Annotated in this window: 13 protein-coding genes and 1 tRNA gene; 8 read left to right on the top strand and 6 right to left on the bottom strand. The window is 42.9% G+C overall.

Translation table 11 applies throughout. The annotated features are described in order from the left end of the window. The 5 genes from AB6T38_RS12230 (at nucleotide 1) to AB6T38_RS12210 (ending at nucleotide 5,817) form a co-directional block, all read left to right on the top strand. Nucleotides 1–513 (top strand): methylamine dehydrogenase light chain, encoded by a 513-nt coding sequence (locus AB6T38_RS12230; protein WP_348491571.1) that lies wholly within the window; start codon nucleotides 1–3, stop codon nucleotides 511–513. Between the two features lie 6 nt (nucleotides 514–519). Further along, nucleotides 520–969 (top strand): cytochrome c, encoded by a 450-nt coding sequence (locus AB6T38_RS12225; RefSeq protein ID WP_372547585.1) that lies wholly within the window; start codon nucleotides 520–522, stop codon nucleotides 967–969. Nucleotides 970–992: 23 nt separating this feature from the next. Next, the gene (locus tag AB6T38_RS12220) at nucleotides 993–1,574 is read left to right on the top strand and encodes a cytochrome c (RefSeq protein WP_372547584.1); all 582 of its coding nucleotides are present in this window, start codon (nucleotides 993–995) and stop codon (nucleotides 1,572–1,574) included. Between the two features lie 756 nt (nucleotides 1,575–2,330). After that, nucleotides 2,331–4,961 (top strand): hypothetical protein, encoded by a 2,631-nt coding sequence (locus tag AB6T38_RS12215; RefSeq protein WP_372547583.1) that lies wholly within the window; start codon nucleotides 2,331–2,333, stop codon nucleotides 4,959–4,961. Nucleotides 4,962–4,974: 13 nt separating this feature from the next. Next, nucleotides 4,975–5,817: a hypothetical protein gene (locus tag AB6T38_RS12210; RefSeq protein ID WP_372547582.1), complete on the top strand. Its 843-nt coding sequence runs from the start codon at nucleotides 4,975–4,977 to the stop codon at nucleotides 5,815–5,817. A gap of 508 nt (nucleotides 5,818–6,325) precedes the next feature. Here AB6T38_RS12210 and norR read toward each other — a convergent pair. Then, on the bottom strand, nucleotides 6,326–7,525 hold the full coding sequence (gene norR / locus AB6T38_RS12205) for a nitric oxide reductase transcriptional regulator NorR (RefSeq protein ID WP_372547581.1): 1,200 nt from the start codon (nucleotides 7,523–7,525) through the stop codon (nucleotides 6,326–6,328). A 174-nt stretch (nucleotides 7,526–7,699) separates the two neighbouring features. Further along, nucleotides 7,700–8,536 (bottom strand): LysR family transcriptional regulator, encoded by an 837-nt coding sequence (locus AB6T38_RS12200; protein ID WP_372547580.1) that lies wholly within the window; start codon nucleotides 8,534–8,536, stop codon nucleotides 7,700–7,702. A 122-nt stretch (nucleotides 8,537–8,658) separates the two neighbouring features. Between AB6T38_RS12200 and AB6T38_RS12195 the strand changes: the two genes are divergently transcribed. Both AB6T38_RS12195 and AB6T38_RS12190 read left to right on the top strand, forming a co-directional pair. Continuing rightward, nucleotides 8,659–9,627, top strand: coding sequence for an HPP family protein (locus tag AB6T38_RS12195; RefSeq protein ID WP_372547670.1), 969 nt, complete (start codon nucleotides 8,659–8,661; stop codon nucleotides 9,625–9,627). A gap of 21 nt (nucleotides 9,628–9,648) precedes the next feature. After that, the gene (locus AB6T38_RS12190; protein WP_372547579.1) at nucleotides 9,649–9,999 is read left to right on the top strand and encodes a DUF488 domain-containing protein; all 351 of its coding nucleotides are present in this window, start codon (nucleotides 9,649–9,651) and stop codon (nucleotides 9,997–9,999) included. A gap of 434 nt (nucleotides 10,000–10,433) precedes the next feature. Here AB6T38_RS12190 and AB6T38_RS12185 read toward each other — a convergent pair. The 4 genes from AB6T38_RS12185 to AB6T38_RS12170 all read right to left on the bottom strand — a co-directional run bounded on the left by AB6T38_RS12185 (nucleotide 10,434) and on the right by AB6T38_RS12170 (nucleotide 12,778). Beyond that, nucleotides 10,434–10,520 (bottom strand) — tRNA-Leu (locus AB6T38_RS12185). 177 nt (nucleotides 10,521–10,697) lie between these two features. Then, nucleotides 10,698–11,009, bottom strand: coding sequence for a hypothetical protein (locus AB6T38_RS12180; RefSeq protein WP_372547578.1), 312 nt, complete (start codon nucleotides 11,007–11,009; stop codon nucleotides 10,698–10,700). Nucleotides 11,010–11,118: 109 nt separating this feature from the next. Continuing rightward, nucleotides 11,119–11,769, bottom strand: coding sequence for a hypothetical protein (locus AB6T38_RS12175; RefSeq protein ID WP_372547577.1), 651 nt, complete (start codon nucleotides 11,767–11,769; stop codon nucleotides 11,119–11,121). A 91-nt stretch (nucleotides 11,770–11,860) separates the two neighbouring features. Next, nucleotides 11,861–12,778 carry a sugar kinase gene (locus AB6T38_RS12170; RefSeq protein WP_372547669.1) on the bottom strand — a complete coding sequence of 306 codons (918 nt, stop codon included), beginning with the start codon at nucleotides 12,776–12,778 and terminating at the stop codon, nucleotides 11,861–11,863. Between the two features lie 774 nt (nucleotides 12,779–13,552). Between AB6T38_RS12170 and AB6T38_RS12165 the strand changes: the two genes are divergently transcribed. Continuing rightward, a complete protein-coding gene (locus tag AB6T38_RS12165) occupies nucleotides 13,553–14,284 on the top strand; it encodes a FadR/GntR family transcriptional regulator (protein WP_372547576.1) in 732 nt (243 codons plus the stop codon). Nucleotides 14,285–14,370: the final 86 nt, after the last annotated feature.

Raw genomic sequence — 14,370 nt, 5'->3', positions numbered from 1 at the left:
ATGAAGTTTTTAGACAGAATATTTGAAAAAAAGGCTCGTGAACTTGCACAAACGAACGGCAGACGAGGCTTACTTAAAAAACTGGGGGCTAGCTTAGTTGGAGCCAGCGCCATACCACTACTTCCTGTAGCTCGCGCAGCCGAACCGCAAAAACTCCCCCAAGAAGTTGGCGACCCAGGTAGCTGTGATTATTGGCGTTATTGTGCGGTAGATGGTTTTTTATGTGAATGTTGTGGAGGCTCAACTAATTCATGTCCTCCTGGGACCGAGATGTCACCTATTACTTGGATTGGTACCTGCACCAACCCCGTAGATGGACGCAATTATGTGATCTCATATAACGACTGCTGTGGCAAAACCCAATGCAACACTTGCCTATGTCAAAGAGATGAGGGCGACCGTCCATTATATCGTTCAGACAAATCTAACGACGTGAACTGGTGCCTAGGTGCAAGTAGTTCAGTGTATCACTGTTCAACCGCCATAGTCGTTGGCATCGCCTTTGATAAGTAATTACCTATGAAAAAACGCCTTATCAACCTGCTCTTGTCATGCTTTGTCATTGGTGCAAATGCGAGTGCGGCTGAAGCCATCAATGAAGCAAGGGCCTTATTTAACTATCAAATGTTATGTCAGGGTTGTCACGTGGGAGACGGCAGTGGAGGAAAGGATGTCCCCAACTTAAATGGTGCGGTTGGAATATTCTTAAATAGCGTCGCAGGACGTGAGTACCTAATCAAAGTCCCTGGTGCTGCTAACAGTGCATTGGACAGTAAAGAACTTGCTGAATTGATGAATTGGATGATCCCAGTTATGGGAAAAAACAGTGTTCCAAATAACTTTGTACCCTATACCGAACAAGAAGTCGCAAGATTACGACAAGAGCCATTGATGGAAGTGGTTGAACATAGAGCTAAATTGTTAAAGCAAATTTTAGCTCACGACACTTCAGACAACACTACAAATTAAACACCTTTTGAGAATTAATAATTATGAAAACTCCGTTAAAGAATGTGTGTGTAAATATCTTGCTGTTAACCAGTTTCAGTTTGCTGACGGCACAAAGCTTAGCTGCCGATGATATCGAACATCTCACCTCGAGTTGTACGGCATGTCATGGTGAAAACGGCGTAGCGGTCGTCAAAGAGTGGCCAAGTTTAGCAGGACAAAAACCAGGTTATTTACTCGCTCAATTAAAAGCCTTTAAAAATGGCAGTCGAGAAAATGTGTTGATGAGCGGCTTACTTACCAATTTCAGCGAACAAGATTTACTCAAAATTGCCGATTATTATGCGAGTTTACCTTTCGAAAAAGCCCGTTCTGCATCTATCAATAAAGCTGGTGAAAATGTACGAGCAAATTGTATCTCATGCCACGGTATGACAGGCCAAACAATTAACGATACTTGGCCAAACCTAGCCGGCCAAAACAAAGAATACCTGCTTCAACAATTAAAAGATTTTACTAGCAACAAAAGACATTCAATTATTATGAATGTGATTGCCAGTGAATTAGACGAGCAGCAAATGCAAGACGTGGCCGAGTATTATGAGCAGATAGGCACAATACAATAAAATATCCCTCCGTGCTCCAATACGCACGCGGGGCTAAAGCACCCACCTACAATAAAACACCCTCTGTAGCATGGCCTTTAGGCCATGGACACCAACAAACAACCGCGGGGCTAAAGCCACCACCTACAATAAAACACCTGTAGCATGGCCTTCAGGCCATGGACACCAACAAACAACCGCGGGGCTAAAGCCACCACCTACAATAAAACACCTGTAGCATGGCCTTCAGGCCATGGACACCAACAAACAACCGCGGGACTAAAGCACCCGCCTACAAAAAAACACCCTCTGTAGCATGGCCTTCAGGCCATGGCACCAACAAACAACCGCGGGGCTAAAGCCACCACCTACAAAAAAACACCCTCTGTAGCATGGCCTTCAGGCCATGGGCACCAACAAACAACCGCGGGGCTAAAGCCACCACCTACAATCCCCTCCGTAGCATGGCCTTTAGGCCATGGCACCAAAAAACAACCGCGGGGCTAAAGCCACCGCCTACAACCCCCTCCGTAGCATGGCCTTCAGGCCATGGACACCAACAAACAACCGCGGGACTAAAGCTTCCACCGACAATAAAAAGATTAACCTTAATGAAAACCCTATGTGGTTTGCAACAATGCAAAAACACATCCTTCGGACAAAGTCGATTTAGTAAAATCAACCTTAGCTGATACGTTTACCCCAAATAAACTGGTTACTTTTTAACCCAAATGTGTTTAAATAATAAGCAGTAACTCAAAGGATAGGGTCGCCTAAATGCTAGCCGCTAAGAGTAGTAGTAAAGAAAAACCGAGCACAGCATCCAAGCATGAAATTAAAAAAGAGAAAAATGCAGGAACATCGGTAAATCGTCACTATAACCCTCTTTGGCATGGCCTTGCGACTCATCCTGCCAGTAACATTGCAGCGACTTCATCAAAAACACATTCACCACGTACAGCAAAAACCGATTCAACTGATAGCCATAAAAGTAAAGCCTTAGCTCAAAGATCTAATTGCTCACGAGGCAAAGACTCAGATAAGAAAATCCCCACTCCATTTCCTGTTGCAGTAACAAAAGATGGCCAATCTTTTTTTTCACAGTTGATTCAGTCCCACCCAAACCGTGAGCGGGTTCTAGCCCATGAAAACGTTCACCGCTTGCAATTTAGAAGTGGCGCGCCATTAGGTTCTCGAAACCAACTTGAAGCTGATGCAAGGCTTGGTGCAGAGACTATTCTTACTGGACAAAGTTATACACCCCAATATTCTGCCCCCCGAGGTATGTTATTAGCTTACGGTACTGAAGATTGGTTTCCTAATTTAGAGCAACAAGGGCAAGAAGAACAAAGTGCACTCAACACTCAAGGGTTAACCAACCCAGACAACCAGACTAATTTGGAGTTACAAACCAGTTCTGACACTAATTTAAATAATGAAAGTAGAGCCCGCTACGATGTTTCTGTCTCAGCTTCTGGCAGCGGTGGTACGATTCAGAGTAACACCACTGTCGTTTTAGACTATGAACCAAACCGAAGGGTATCAGTAGTTGGCCCTGCAATTGTTCGAAACAATCCGGAAATGGGACTTGGGCCATCTGATCAAAGACCCGCCTATCCATATATTCTAAGTTATTCACGCACAATCACCTACACCGATAGCAATGGACGTAACGCAACGGTTGAAATCGATAGCCAGGTGCACATTAGTGATGCTACTGCGGCTTCAGTGTTGGCCGGAGTGACTCCTTCCTATGAGTCTTTACTTTCTTTACAAGGCGACACAGGTTACATGAGTGTGTCTATAAGCGGTAGTAGTTCATTTAATGCTTATTACGCGACATATGCAGGGACGGGAAATAGTCTCCGCATACTATCTGATACAGCGGCTTCAGGCCTTGGTCACTGGGGTGGTTTATCATTAATTAATGTTTCACGCACGGCAGATTTTATAGATCCACAATTAACAGCAGGAGAGCAATATGGCAGCTTGCGTGCTTACCTTTATTCCGCAGATGCTGCAGAACTTGCACGGCAACTGGCTGAATTAGAAGCCCAAGATAGTAGCTGGTTTGATGATCTAACCAACGCTTTGGGTCAGATAATTGGAGGAGCACTGTCATCGCTATTTAGCGGCTTAGATGAAATTGCGTCAGCCATCGAAAGTTTATGGAATGAGTTACCACCATGGACGCGAGGAATTTTAACTGCTGTCGGTAAATTCGCAGCGTTAATGGGTGGTATGGCTGTGGTTGCAGGTTTGATTGTCGTTGCTTTAAAAGGGGCTGTTGCGTTTGGCACGGTTATGTTGGTACTGGGGGCTTTAGCACTGGCAGCAGGTTTCGTTATGAGCTACGCCGCGCGCTTATCTGAAGCTTGGAACTCTGATAACCGCTGGCGCCTGTTGCTGGTTCCAATAATTGCAGTACTCGATACCCTCGGTATCTCGGGTGTTATTGAGGGAGCGACGAATGAATCCATATTAACAGGCGAATCACTCAATCGAACTGAAGAAGAACAATGGGAAGCAGGTACTACAGGTGTACTGCAATTGGTTGGTATCTTCTTCATGGCTCGTGGGCTCAGAGGTAGTGGTCCACGAAGTCAAACCGTAACACCTGAAGTGCGCGGGCCTATGCAAGATTTCCATATGCTGCCACGAGAACGTTTACCCGTGCTTCCAGAGGGACACGGATGGTCACGTCAAGGCCCCGAATGGGTAATATCCCGCGAACCTAGTGCTCCCGAAATCCCTTTGGAAATCAGCATTTATTCTGATGGCCAAGGCAAAATTAATTACAATATTCGTAGTGGAGACAGAGTTCTGCAAAGTGAAGCGATGTCGCGTCCGTCCGGCGATAATTACCAAGGAGGTGAAAACCGCTTAGCGCCAGAAATACGTGGCACGGGGCAAAACAACCCATTTATTCAAGAAGGTACTGGAGTTTTATTTGAAAAAGGGCACGGTATTGATTATGTTCATCGTATAGAGGGGCCTGGGGTGCGCAGCTCAAACGCAGATATTGCTAACTTCACTCCGCAAGCTCGCTATTGGAACAGTTTTTTACGAAACCATTTAGTCAGGGGGATTAGCTCACGAGGCGGCGGTTACCGAGAAATGCCAATTTATGAATCGACACCTTCATTGACTGTAAACGAAACACCGATTCCGAGTGAGTTTATATTTGTTGAGACTTCGCCAACGGGTCAAGTAAGAGCGGCGTGGCGCATACCTAACGACCCTGCTATTACAACACGACGAATGAGTCAGTTACCGCAATATAGTATTCCCGAGTCACAAATTCCAAGCGTTATGTTTACTGAAGCAGGACAAATGCGGGCTCCTGGAACTATTATTGGTCCGTTTGGGGTCATTAATGGGAAACGTGGAGAAAGAGAAACAAATTAAGGTATTAACTACTATGAAGCTAAGTAGCAGCTCACTATTCGCAACGCTAGACAGTGACGGTTTTGTCTATGAAGTAAAATACACAAAAAAGGGAATTCCCTATGCGGGTTTTCGCTGGGAATTTCCTCAACACTCCGGCATGCTACGGGCTTTTACAATTTTTTACGATGAAGATACATTGCGCATTAGTTTGCACGAACCTATGGGAGTAAATGTTCGCCTGAAAATTGCCGAATGCCTTAAATACCAACAGGACTTTCCAGTAAGTCGACTACAAACAAATAGTGACGACGATAACAAGCTCGAACTTTGTATCGCAATACCCATTGAAAATATAAAGCCTGATATTAAGTTGCTCAAATCCTTAATGATACATTTAACCAACAATGCAGATGAGTTGCTTGGTACATTCAAGGTTTCTTCTCGACAGGCCCCTACATTACCTGCCATGCCTTCGGAATTGTCTCTTGCTGACATATTGGTAAAACTTGGGCTACAGCCAATACAGCACCAAGGGGCGTTTGTCATTGATCTACGTCTACCTGGGCTTGATTTAAAATCTCGCTTTAGTGTTTATCATTTGGCAACGGGCTGGATTAAAGTCAGTGGTCATTTGCTTGAAAAAGAAGAGTTCGAAATAAAAAGGCTCCCAGAATCCCTTATTCAGCAACTGCAGTTATGGGCTCCAATTGGACGCTTCGTAACTCAAGAATTTGAAGGTAGGCAAATACTCGGTTGTGAAGTTGCTGGTATTTTTATGCATCACGATCCCAGCTTTGTAATAGCACAAGTAATCAAAGCTGCAATGCTGTTGTTAGGCTCGGCCAGCCAACAGTATGTAGACAACCGTAATTAAGTTACCTAAAGCATAAAACATCAATTACTAAAATCAACTTACCCGTATGGGCACCAAAAAACAACCGCGGGGCTAAAGCCACCACCTACAATCCCCTCCGTAGCATGGCCTTTAGGCCATGGCACCAACAAACAACCGCGGGACTAAAGCCACCACCTACAATCCCTCCGTAGCATGGCCTTTAGGCCATGGGTACCAGAAAACAACCGCAGGGCTAAAGCACCCGCCTACAAAAGTGGGCTCTTCATTAACCTTACAACATCAAATTTCAGACACAAAAAAACCAACTAAAAAGTTGGTTTAATGTTTGGTACCTGAGGGTGAAGCTGAGGCCCTCTGGAGCTCAGCTCCAGCCAGTTGAACGGCCAGACACGGACATTCGGACTGGGTGAGCCACCAGGGACGGGGTCAACCTAAGTTATGTTATCCAACCCCGAAGATATAACCCACGTTTAGAACAAGTCCAAGACTTCGTAGGATGAAACTGAAAAATTTTATTCTCAAACAATTATCTGACGACTTTTTTCTCTACTTTCAAATGCAATCGTTTCGATAGTCTTACCAGATTTGCACGGTCCACTCCCAATTTTTTTGCAGCGGCGCTCCAGTTGAGATCGCTATGTATCAACACATCAGTGATAATATCCCTTTGAAAATCATCTGTTGCTTGACGCAAATTAACATTGCTGTGGTGAGTTAATTTTTTTTCTCGCTTGTTACACGCATCTAATGCACTTTGTTTAGGCATGCTTGGTAAATCGAAATATTCTAAATCTATTGTTACTACCTCTGAGCTTCTATACTCCCGCTTTGCCAGCAAGCCAGCTCTGTTAATGACATGCTCTAGTTCACGCACATTTCCCGGCCAATGATAGTTTTGCAGAACGTTTAGTGCCATCCGGGAAAGCACAAGTTGCCTGAGACCTAACCTAATACATGTTCGTTCAAGGAAAAAGTTTGCTAACAAAGCAACATCACCCTTTCGATCCCGCAAAGGTGGAACTATGATCGGATAAATAGACAGACGATGATACAAATCCGATCGAAAATTACCGTTTTCTATTTCGCTAGCTAGATTTCGATTGGTCGCCGCAATAATCCTTACATTCACACGATTGATTTGGTCGCTTCCAAGAGCCTGAACTTCGCCATTTTGTAATACTCTCAGTAGCTTGCTTTGCACATTTAACGGAAGTTCGCCTATTTCATCGAGAAATAGTGTACCGCCGTTGGCGAGCATAAACTTTCCTGGCCTCTCTTTCTCAGCACCGGTGAACGCTCCTTTAACATGCCCAAAAAGCTCAGATTCAGCCAAAGATTCAGGCAATGCAGCACAATTAACATGTACCAGCGGCATCCGTTTACGCTTCGAATGCTGATGAATTGTTCTTGCAACCAACTCTTTACCCACCCCGGTTTCACCTAAAACCAACGCGGTATAATCGGATATTGCGACAAGCTGGATATCCGATTTAAGACTTCGCATTGCATCGCTTTGCCCTATAAGCTCCCCACCATCTCGCAGGAAAGCCTCCATGATTAGCTCGCTCACCACTTTTTCAGCATGTAGAGCGGCATTTGTCAGCGAATCAAATTCAAGCCCTGTTTTAAGTGTTGCCGCAGAAAGTGCGGCTAAGATTTCCAGCGTTTTATCAGAAATTTCTTCAAAGGCACCGGGGTCGATGAATCTTGACGCCGTATCGGACACGCTTCCTATTGATTCCGGCTATTTTTATATTTGCGGGCTAGGCGGTTTTATGAGGTTTATCAAACAACAACTTTTAACTCTTGGCGTTGCTGAAGATCACATATATTACGAAGTATTTGGCCCACATGCCGATCTTTAAATCGGTGTTCCGCTATCTAGCCGTTTGTTAAAACATCAGAACCAATTATTTGTTCGTACAGCAAGTTCTTTTAGCGGGTTAATGTAATCTTCAATGTTTTCAATGACCGGTTTACGATAAATCAGGTAAACCGGATATGAAAACTCTGGCGCGCTATCTATTTTTTTTAATAACGCGCTTTTGAGGTATCGATTGATTACACGTGTGCGGAAATAGCCACGCCCGCCTTCTTTGATAATGTATTGAAGTGCAGCCGGACCGTAATTGAAATAAGTGTGATTTTCAATCAACTCGGGAAATGCAAGATTGTGCTGCCTTTTAAAATCATCTCCCCAGTCGACATACACATAATTTGCATCGGTTGACGTGCCAACCAAGATGAGCTTTTCGTCAACAAGATGCTCAATACCGAGACTGTTAGAGTAAACAGGTAGATGAACTATTGCAATATCAATGAGACCTGCTTTGGTGTCTCTGTTCAGCATAGTGTAATCGCTGATTACTACTCTTACTGCCACAAGCTTATTTGCCTGCCTTATGCTCCCAACCCATTCCGAAAGCAGCGGGTTCCACAGACTTTGTTCACAGCCAATTGTGATGGTCTGCGTTGATTCTTGAGGCACCGGTAAATCTCTGACCGCAGACTCCCATGTCTGAACCAATTGATGCGCATAGGGTAATAAACGTCTCCCGCTTTCGCTCAGGTGCGCCCCGCTTTTATTTCTCGTTAACAGCGTGCATTGCACCTGGCGCTCGAGGTTTTTTATTCGCGCAGTAATCGTTGTTTGTGAAACATGTAATTGGTTAGCAGCAGCAACAAAGCTTCCTGTTTGAGCAACGGTAATAAAAGTGCGTGCAAGGCCTATATCCATAGTTTTATATCAATAATTTCAATATCAAAGTGTATTAATATTCATTATATATGAAATCTGACCTTTGGTATCCTTTACATTTAAAACAGTATAAATCTCAAAGGCACTGACTTGTGCAAACAATGATCACCTTCCTTAACGAATTGCGGCTTTTCTTAGGATTAGGCCGCGGGGCAGCATCGCTCAAAGAAAAAATGGTTTCAGGTGCAACCGGTATGCTGGGTATCGGTTTGATATATATGGCTGGCTTTGAGTTGACCCGTTCAGATATCACCGACAGCGCGTCCATTTTCGCCGATAGCTTTATGCTCATACCCATTGCAGCAACAGCCGTTCTTCTGTTTTGCGTACCGCACGGTGCGTTATCGCAGCCATGGCCGGTCATTGGTGGCAATTTTATCAGCGCTGTTTTTGGCATTTTTTGCAGCCAAAATATTGGTGTTCCGTTGGTTTCAGCAAGTATCGCAGTAGGTGGGTCGATATTATTTATGCATTTTCTCCGCTGCATACACCCTCCAGGTGGAGCGACCGCATTAACTGCCGTACTAGGAGGCGACGCAGTTCAAACCCTCGGCTACTACTATGCTCTCTTTCCCGTACTATTCAGTGCAATTGTAATGGTTGCTTTCGCATTCGCACTCAATTTCCCATTCAAATGGCGTCGCTATCCTGCTCACTTTTTCCATTTAGGCAACACGCTGTCACGTATTTCACCTAGCCAGAGAGGATCAGAAATAACTCTGGAGGATTTCATCGCAGCGGTGAATCAGCATGACTCATATATAGATTTAACCGACGAAAGCTGGATTGAATTATTTGAGCTGGCAAAAATTAATGCAGAGAAAGGCACTGAACACCCTGAATCGGTGAAAAGTGCCAGCTATTATAGTAATGGGCAGCTTGGAAACGAATGGGAAATTAGGTACATCAAGGATATTTACAATTCAAAGCGTGCAAAGCAAAGTGTCCGCTACCTGATTGTTGCCGGCGCTGATCAAGGCACGCAAGGGGAATGCTATTTAAATGAATTCCTAGGCTGGGCTAGATTTGAAGTTTATAAGAAAAATGGATTTTGGGATCGTCAAACCTGATGCGTTTGTGAGCAGTAATTTATGAATATTAAAATTCACAGGATCTACGATAGTCATAGCCCGAAAGGGTATCGAGTTCTGATTGACAAACTATGGCCCAGAGGGATTTCAAAAAGTGGAGCTGCCCTTGATGACTGGTGGAAAGATATTGCTCCTGATAATGATCTGAGAAAGTGGTTTAATCATGATTCAAAAAGATGGTCCGATTTCAGAAAAAAATATTTACATCAGCTAAGCGAAAAAAAAGCATTAATCAAAGAAAAGTTGAAGGTTGTAGATAACACCGAAATAATTCTTTTGTATGCTTCAAAAAATGCGAGATACACCCATGCAAGGGTTTTACGTGAGTATATTAATAGACTGAAAACTTAGGTTTTGTATTATCCAACCTCGAAAATATGTATTCAGCTATAGCATGGCCTTTAGGCCATGGATACCAAAAAACAACCCCACCTGTAGCATGGCCTTCAGGCCATGGCACCAAAAACAACCGCAGGGTTAAAGCACCCGCCTACAAAAGTGGGCTCTTCATTAACCTTACAACATCAAATTTCAGGCACAAAAAAACCAACTAAAAAGTTGGTTTAATGTTTGGTACAAGAGGGTAAGGCTGGTTTCTTTAGCAACGCAGTTGCGTCCAGCCGCACGACACGCCATGGATGGCGTGGCTGGGTGCGTCACCATGGACGGGTTCAACCTAGGTTTTGTATTATCCAACCTCGAAGAAACAAAACCACCCGTAGTCCGGCGAGCTAAATTTACTATGGTCCAGATACGACAAAACCTGCTAATAAGCAGGTTAAGTTTGGTACCAGAGGCCGGACTTGAACCGGCACACCATTACTGGCGGCGGATTTTGAATCCGCTGCGTCTACCAATTCCGCCACTCTGGCAACGTACGTTTAATCAATTTGACTAAGCGTTTGGTATACTCGCTGTGCAAACGAGTGGCACGCATTATATCTTCGCATTTTCTGCTTGCAAGTATTTTATGCAATGAACCTCATCAAATGTCGATAAAATAAGCATTATCTACCATTTGATGTGTTCGTGGTGCCAACTTTTAATCATTAAGCGTAGGTATCTACCGTTTGCAAACTATCCGTAGTGGACTTTTGTCCACTAATTTCAGACAAAGCGTTTAGAAACTGACTTCCTTTTTCTTCATCACTTAGTGTGCTGGCTTGAGACTTATTGCTATCCATAAATGCTTTTAGTTCATCATGCTGATCTTTCGTTAACGAACTTAGCATGGAACTAACTTGCTCTTGCTGATCTGATGACAAAGACGCAACCGATGACTCAAGACCCGGAGGCACTGCCCCTTGCGGCGGCGGTGGTGGACGTCTTTGTTGCGTACTGTCGGTATTAAGATCCGCCATATTAAATGAACTGCTTTGATCATTAAGACACTAAACATAAGGGGTTACTTGGGGGCTGACTTCGTCCCCTACAGCTATTTCAAGTTGATCAATTTACTCTAAAAGGATTTTATTGGTCACTGAAGTCATACACTTTAGGCAGATAAAAGTCTTCACCCGCTTTATGCTTTTTCTCCATCACATCAAAAAGAGAGCGGATTGAGATGCCGTGTACCTTAACTACATTTAACTTTTTATGAAGATCATCAATAAAATCCTCGCTAATATTATGAGCATATTTGATTAACTCTAAGTCTGCTTCATCACCGATATCAAAATAGCTTTGTATAAAAGTATGTAATTGCGCTATACGAAACAGAACTTTCATGGAGCTGGGGACCCAGCGCTTAAATTCCATATCAGGATGATTTATTACTTCTCTGTCAATTTCCTGATTTTTCATCCAAGGGATACAATGAACTTCGAAACCTCTATGGGTAAATACCTTATAAATTGATAATCTGGGCCCATGAGTAAACTCAATGGAATCAAATGGCCCTTTCTTAGCCTCAAGAGTTGTGGCATTCCAATTAGACTGATCTAATAAACCATCAAGGGAGTTTTCAAAGCCATACCGAAACATCCCCTCTGCAAGACCCAAAGAAGTAGACACTGCGTGGTAAAACGGAGGGACATTATTAAAGGTGATTTTTTGTTTAAGACGATTAATGTCACGTAAAACTAAATCTTGACCATTTTTGATGTTAGACGTTGGAGGCATTTTTCCTAGTGCATTTAACCAAATCCATATAAATGAATAGTCTACTCCAATTTGGTTAAATGCAAGGTAAACCTACGTCTGATAACCAGTATTACGCAGCTTTGTATTCATTCCAAAAGCATTTAAACTTTTCATGAGGCATGATTGCACCTCGGTGATTAGTCACTTCTTTGGCTACCGCGGCGGCTTGTTCAATTGCCCTTTTAATATCGAATCCCGCAATTCTAGCGCCAAGGTACACACCCGCAAACGCATCTCCAGCAGAAGTGGTATCGACTACCTTGGGATTTGGGGCCACTTGCACTTCATACGAAACATCTTTGGAATAACCTAAAATACTTTTTGAGCCATCTTTAATAATCAACTCATCAAAACCACAAGTACGTAAAAACTTAACTATTTGTTCTGGTTGACGCAACTCAAACAATTCAAAATCTTCAATTCCCGGTAACAATATATTGGCGACTTGGAAGCCTTGACCAATGGCACTTTTAGCGACTTTGGGGGTTTTCCATAAACTCGGGCGATAGTTTGGATCAAAGGCGATATTCACTCCTTTGTTGCGCAAACGACAAAGCATGTGAAGTAACTTAGCACGGTCAATGTCGTCTAAAATCGCTAAGGTAATTCCTGAAAAAAAGATAAGTTGAGACTTTTCTAATGCTTGTTCTGCATCCACTGACAAATTTTTCATTAGCTGTTTAGCTGCAGAATCACTGCGCCAATACAAAAAAGAACGCTCACCTTGCTCATCTGTTTGCACCATGTAGGTCCCCATGATTCGTTTTGCATCAACTTCAATAAAACGATTATCTAAACCTTCATGATGTAAGGTATCGAGTAGCTGAGCGCTGACGGCATCACTACCGATACAGCTCATGAAGTTGACATCTAAATGCTCAAAAGCACGTTTCATATAAACACTACTGTTGTAAGTATCTCCAGCAAAGCTTTTATAAAACTTGTCTTGGTCATATTGACTTAGCTCCATCATACACTCTCCAATCATGACAATAGGTTTTGCAGAATATATGTTCGAATCAGTACTTTTTTGCATCTTTATTTAGCTCTCTTGTTTGTAAAACCACACCTAGATCAGGATGATCTGCCATTTATGTCTAGCTTCTGGCGATTCCCAGATTGAGGAAAAACCGCCAACAACAAACTAACCAAAATAAAATAGTAACATTACCAATAACAATAATTGATCTTACCACGATAGTAAATTATAGATATAATAGATTTTCGAAATGGGATGACAGTTTCAAAATTAGGTAGGTGAAAAATAGGCCACCGAGGTGGCCACCGCAGGGTACGCGGGCGCAATCAAGTTACCTGAACAACTCAAATTGTCAACCAAAATATAAAAAAGGTATAACCAAACAAAGGACTTCACCACCTTACTGGTGAAAATCTCTCACGAGCCAATTAAGGTTTAGCCCTTTGTTGAATTAGTGCGGTATGAAAATTAATATATGCATTTAAAATTAAGCACTTAACAAGATTCGTAAATAGATTAAGGTGTAGACTAGAGCGAATAAAAAACCTTTATCCACCGAGATTTAATAGGAGCAGTTGTTTTGCCTATTTAAATCTAAAACGAAACTTGTTTGACCAACGAGCATTTAAACGCTGACGAGAGTAAAAAGTTAGGGTCTTTACAAGACCCTTGTATACAAATTGGTTTTGAAGTTAAGTGCGAGTATAATTCACGGATTATTTGGTGCAGACTTAACGAGTTAGGTCTTTACTGTAAAATTTTGTTTCAGGAAAAATTTAGAAAATGAAAAATCGTCGTATGTTTTGGCAGATTGTAAGCAAGATCGAATCTCAAATTGATGCTGGCCGCTACCCTGTGGGTAGTCGCCTTCCTCCGGAAAGGGAATTAGCAGAGAACTTTGAAGTCAGTCGCCCAACTATACGCGAAGCAATCATTGCATTAGAAGTTAGAGGTAGAGTTGAAGTTAAAGTAAGTTCAGGTGTATATGTCATCGATAGTGCATTGAAAGGTCAGGCAACACCAAAAATCAGTGCCTTTGAACTTACTCAAGCAAGAGCACTGGTTGAAGGTGAAGCTGCAGCCCTGGCAGCCGTATCAATTACGGAAAAGGAGCTAGAAGCACTCGAGAAGACATTGGAAGCAATGGAAAATGGTAATGAACCAGAAACTGCTGACCGTGAATTTCATTCAATTATTGCCACAGCAACACGCAATACCGCTTTACTGTATTCAATACAGCATTATTGGACGTTACGCGAATCTCAACCTCAGATTGCCACCGCTTATAAGAGTGTTTGCAGTAGCAGTGTTCAAGATCGTCTCGAAGAACATAGACGAATTTATCTAGCGTTGAAAGATCATGACTCGCAAGAAGCAAGAGCTGCTATGCACGGTCATTTCCATCGTTTGATTAATTCATTATTTGAAATATCTGAAGCAGAAGCGTTAGAAGCAGTCCGAAAAAAATCGAATGAAACCCGTGATAGGTACTCACTCACTCACTTGGTAGGCTAACCGCTGCTCCACTAATCGTGAGTCGAATATATTTTTAATTTAAAGCGTTAGCAAAATGACTGCCGGCTAATTGATGCTGAATGATT

The organism is Aliiglaciecola sp. SL4 (assembly GCF_041538045.1).
Lineage (GTDB): Bacteria > Pseudomonadota > Gammaproteobacteria > Enterobacterales > Alteromonadaceae > Aliiglaciecola.
This window is presented reverse-complemented; position numbering and strand designations above follow the sequence as displayed.

Coding starts and splice junctions, on each gene's coding strand:
- AB6T38_RS12195 (WP_372547670.1), top strand. CDS start 8,659: ATGATCACCTTCCTTAACGAATTGCGGCTTTTCTTAGGATTAGGCCGC.
- AB6T38_RS12200 (WP_372547580.1), bottom strand. CDS start 8,536: ATGGATATAGGCCTTGCACGCACTTTTATTACCGTTGCTCAAACAGGA.
- AB6T38_RS12225 (WP_372547585.1), top strand. CDS start 520: ATGAAAAAACGCCTTATCAACCTGCTCTTGTCATGCTTTGTCATTGGT.
- AB6T38_RS12170 (WP_372547669.1), bottom strand. CDS start 12,778: ATGATTGGAGAGTGTATGATGGAGCTAAGTCAATATGACCAAGACAAG.
- AB6T38_RS12220 (WP_372547584.1), top strand. CDS start 993: ATGAAAACTCCGTTAAAGAATGTGTGTGTAAATATCTTGCTGTTAACC.
- AB6T38_RS12190 (WP_372547579.1), top strand. CDS start 9,649: ATGAATATTAAAATTCACAGGATCTACGATAGTCATAGCCCGAAAGGG.
- AB6T38_RS12180 (WP_372547578.1), bottom strand. CDS start 11,009: ATGGCGGATCTTAATACCGACAGTACGCAACAAAGACGTCCACCACCG.
- AB6T38_RS12230 (WP_348491571.1), top strand. CDS start 1: ATGAAGTTTTTAGACAGAATATTTGAAAAAAAGGCTCGTGAACTTGCA.
- AB6T38_RS12215 (WP_372547583.1), top strand. CDS start 2,331: ATGCTAGCCGCTAAGAGTAGTAGTAAAGAAAAACCGAGCACAGCATCC.
- AB6T38_RS12175 (WP_372547577.1), bottom strand. CDS start 11,769: ATGCCTCCAACGTCTAACATCAAAAATGGTCAAGATTTAGTTTTACGT.
- AB6T38_RS12210 (WP_372547582.1), top strand. CDS start 4,975: ATGAAGCTAAGTAGCAGCTCACTATTCGCAACGCTAGACAGTGACGGT.
- AB6T38_RS12165 (WP_372547576.1), top strand. CDS start 13,553: ATGAAAAATCGTCGTATGTTTTGGCAGATTGTAAGCAAGATCGAATCT.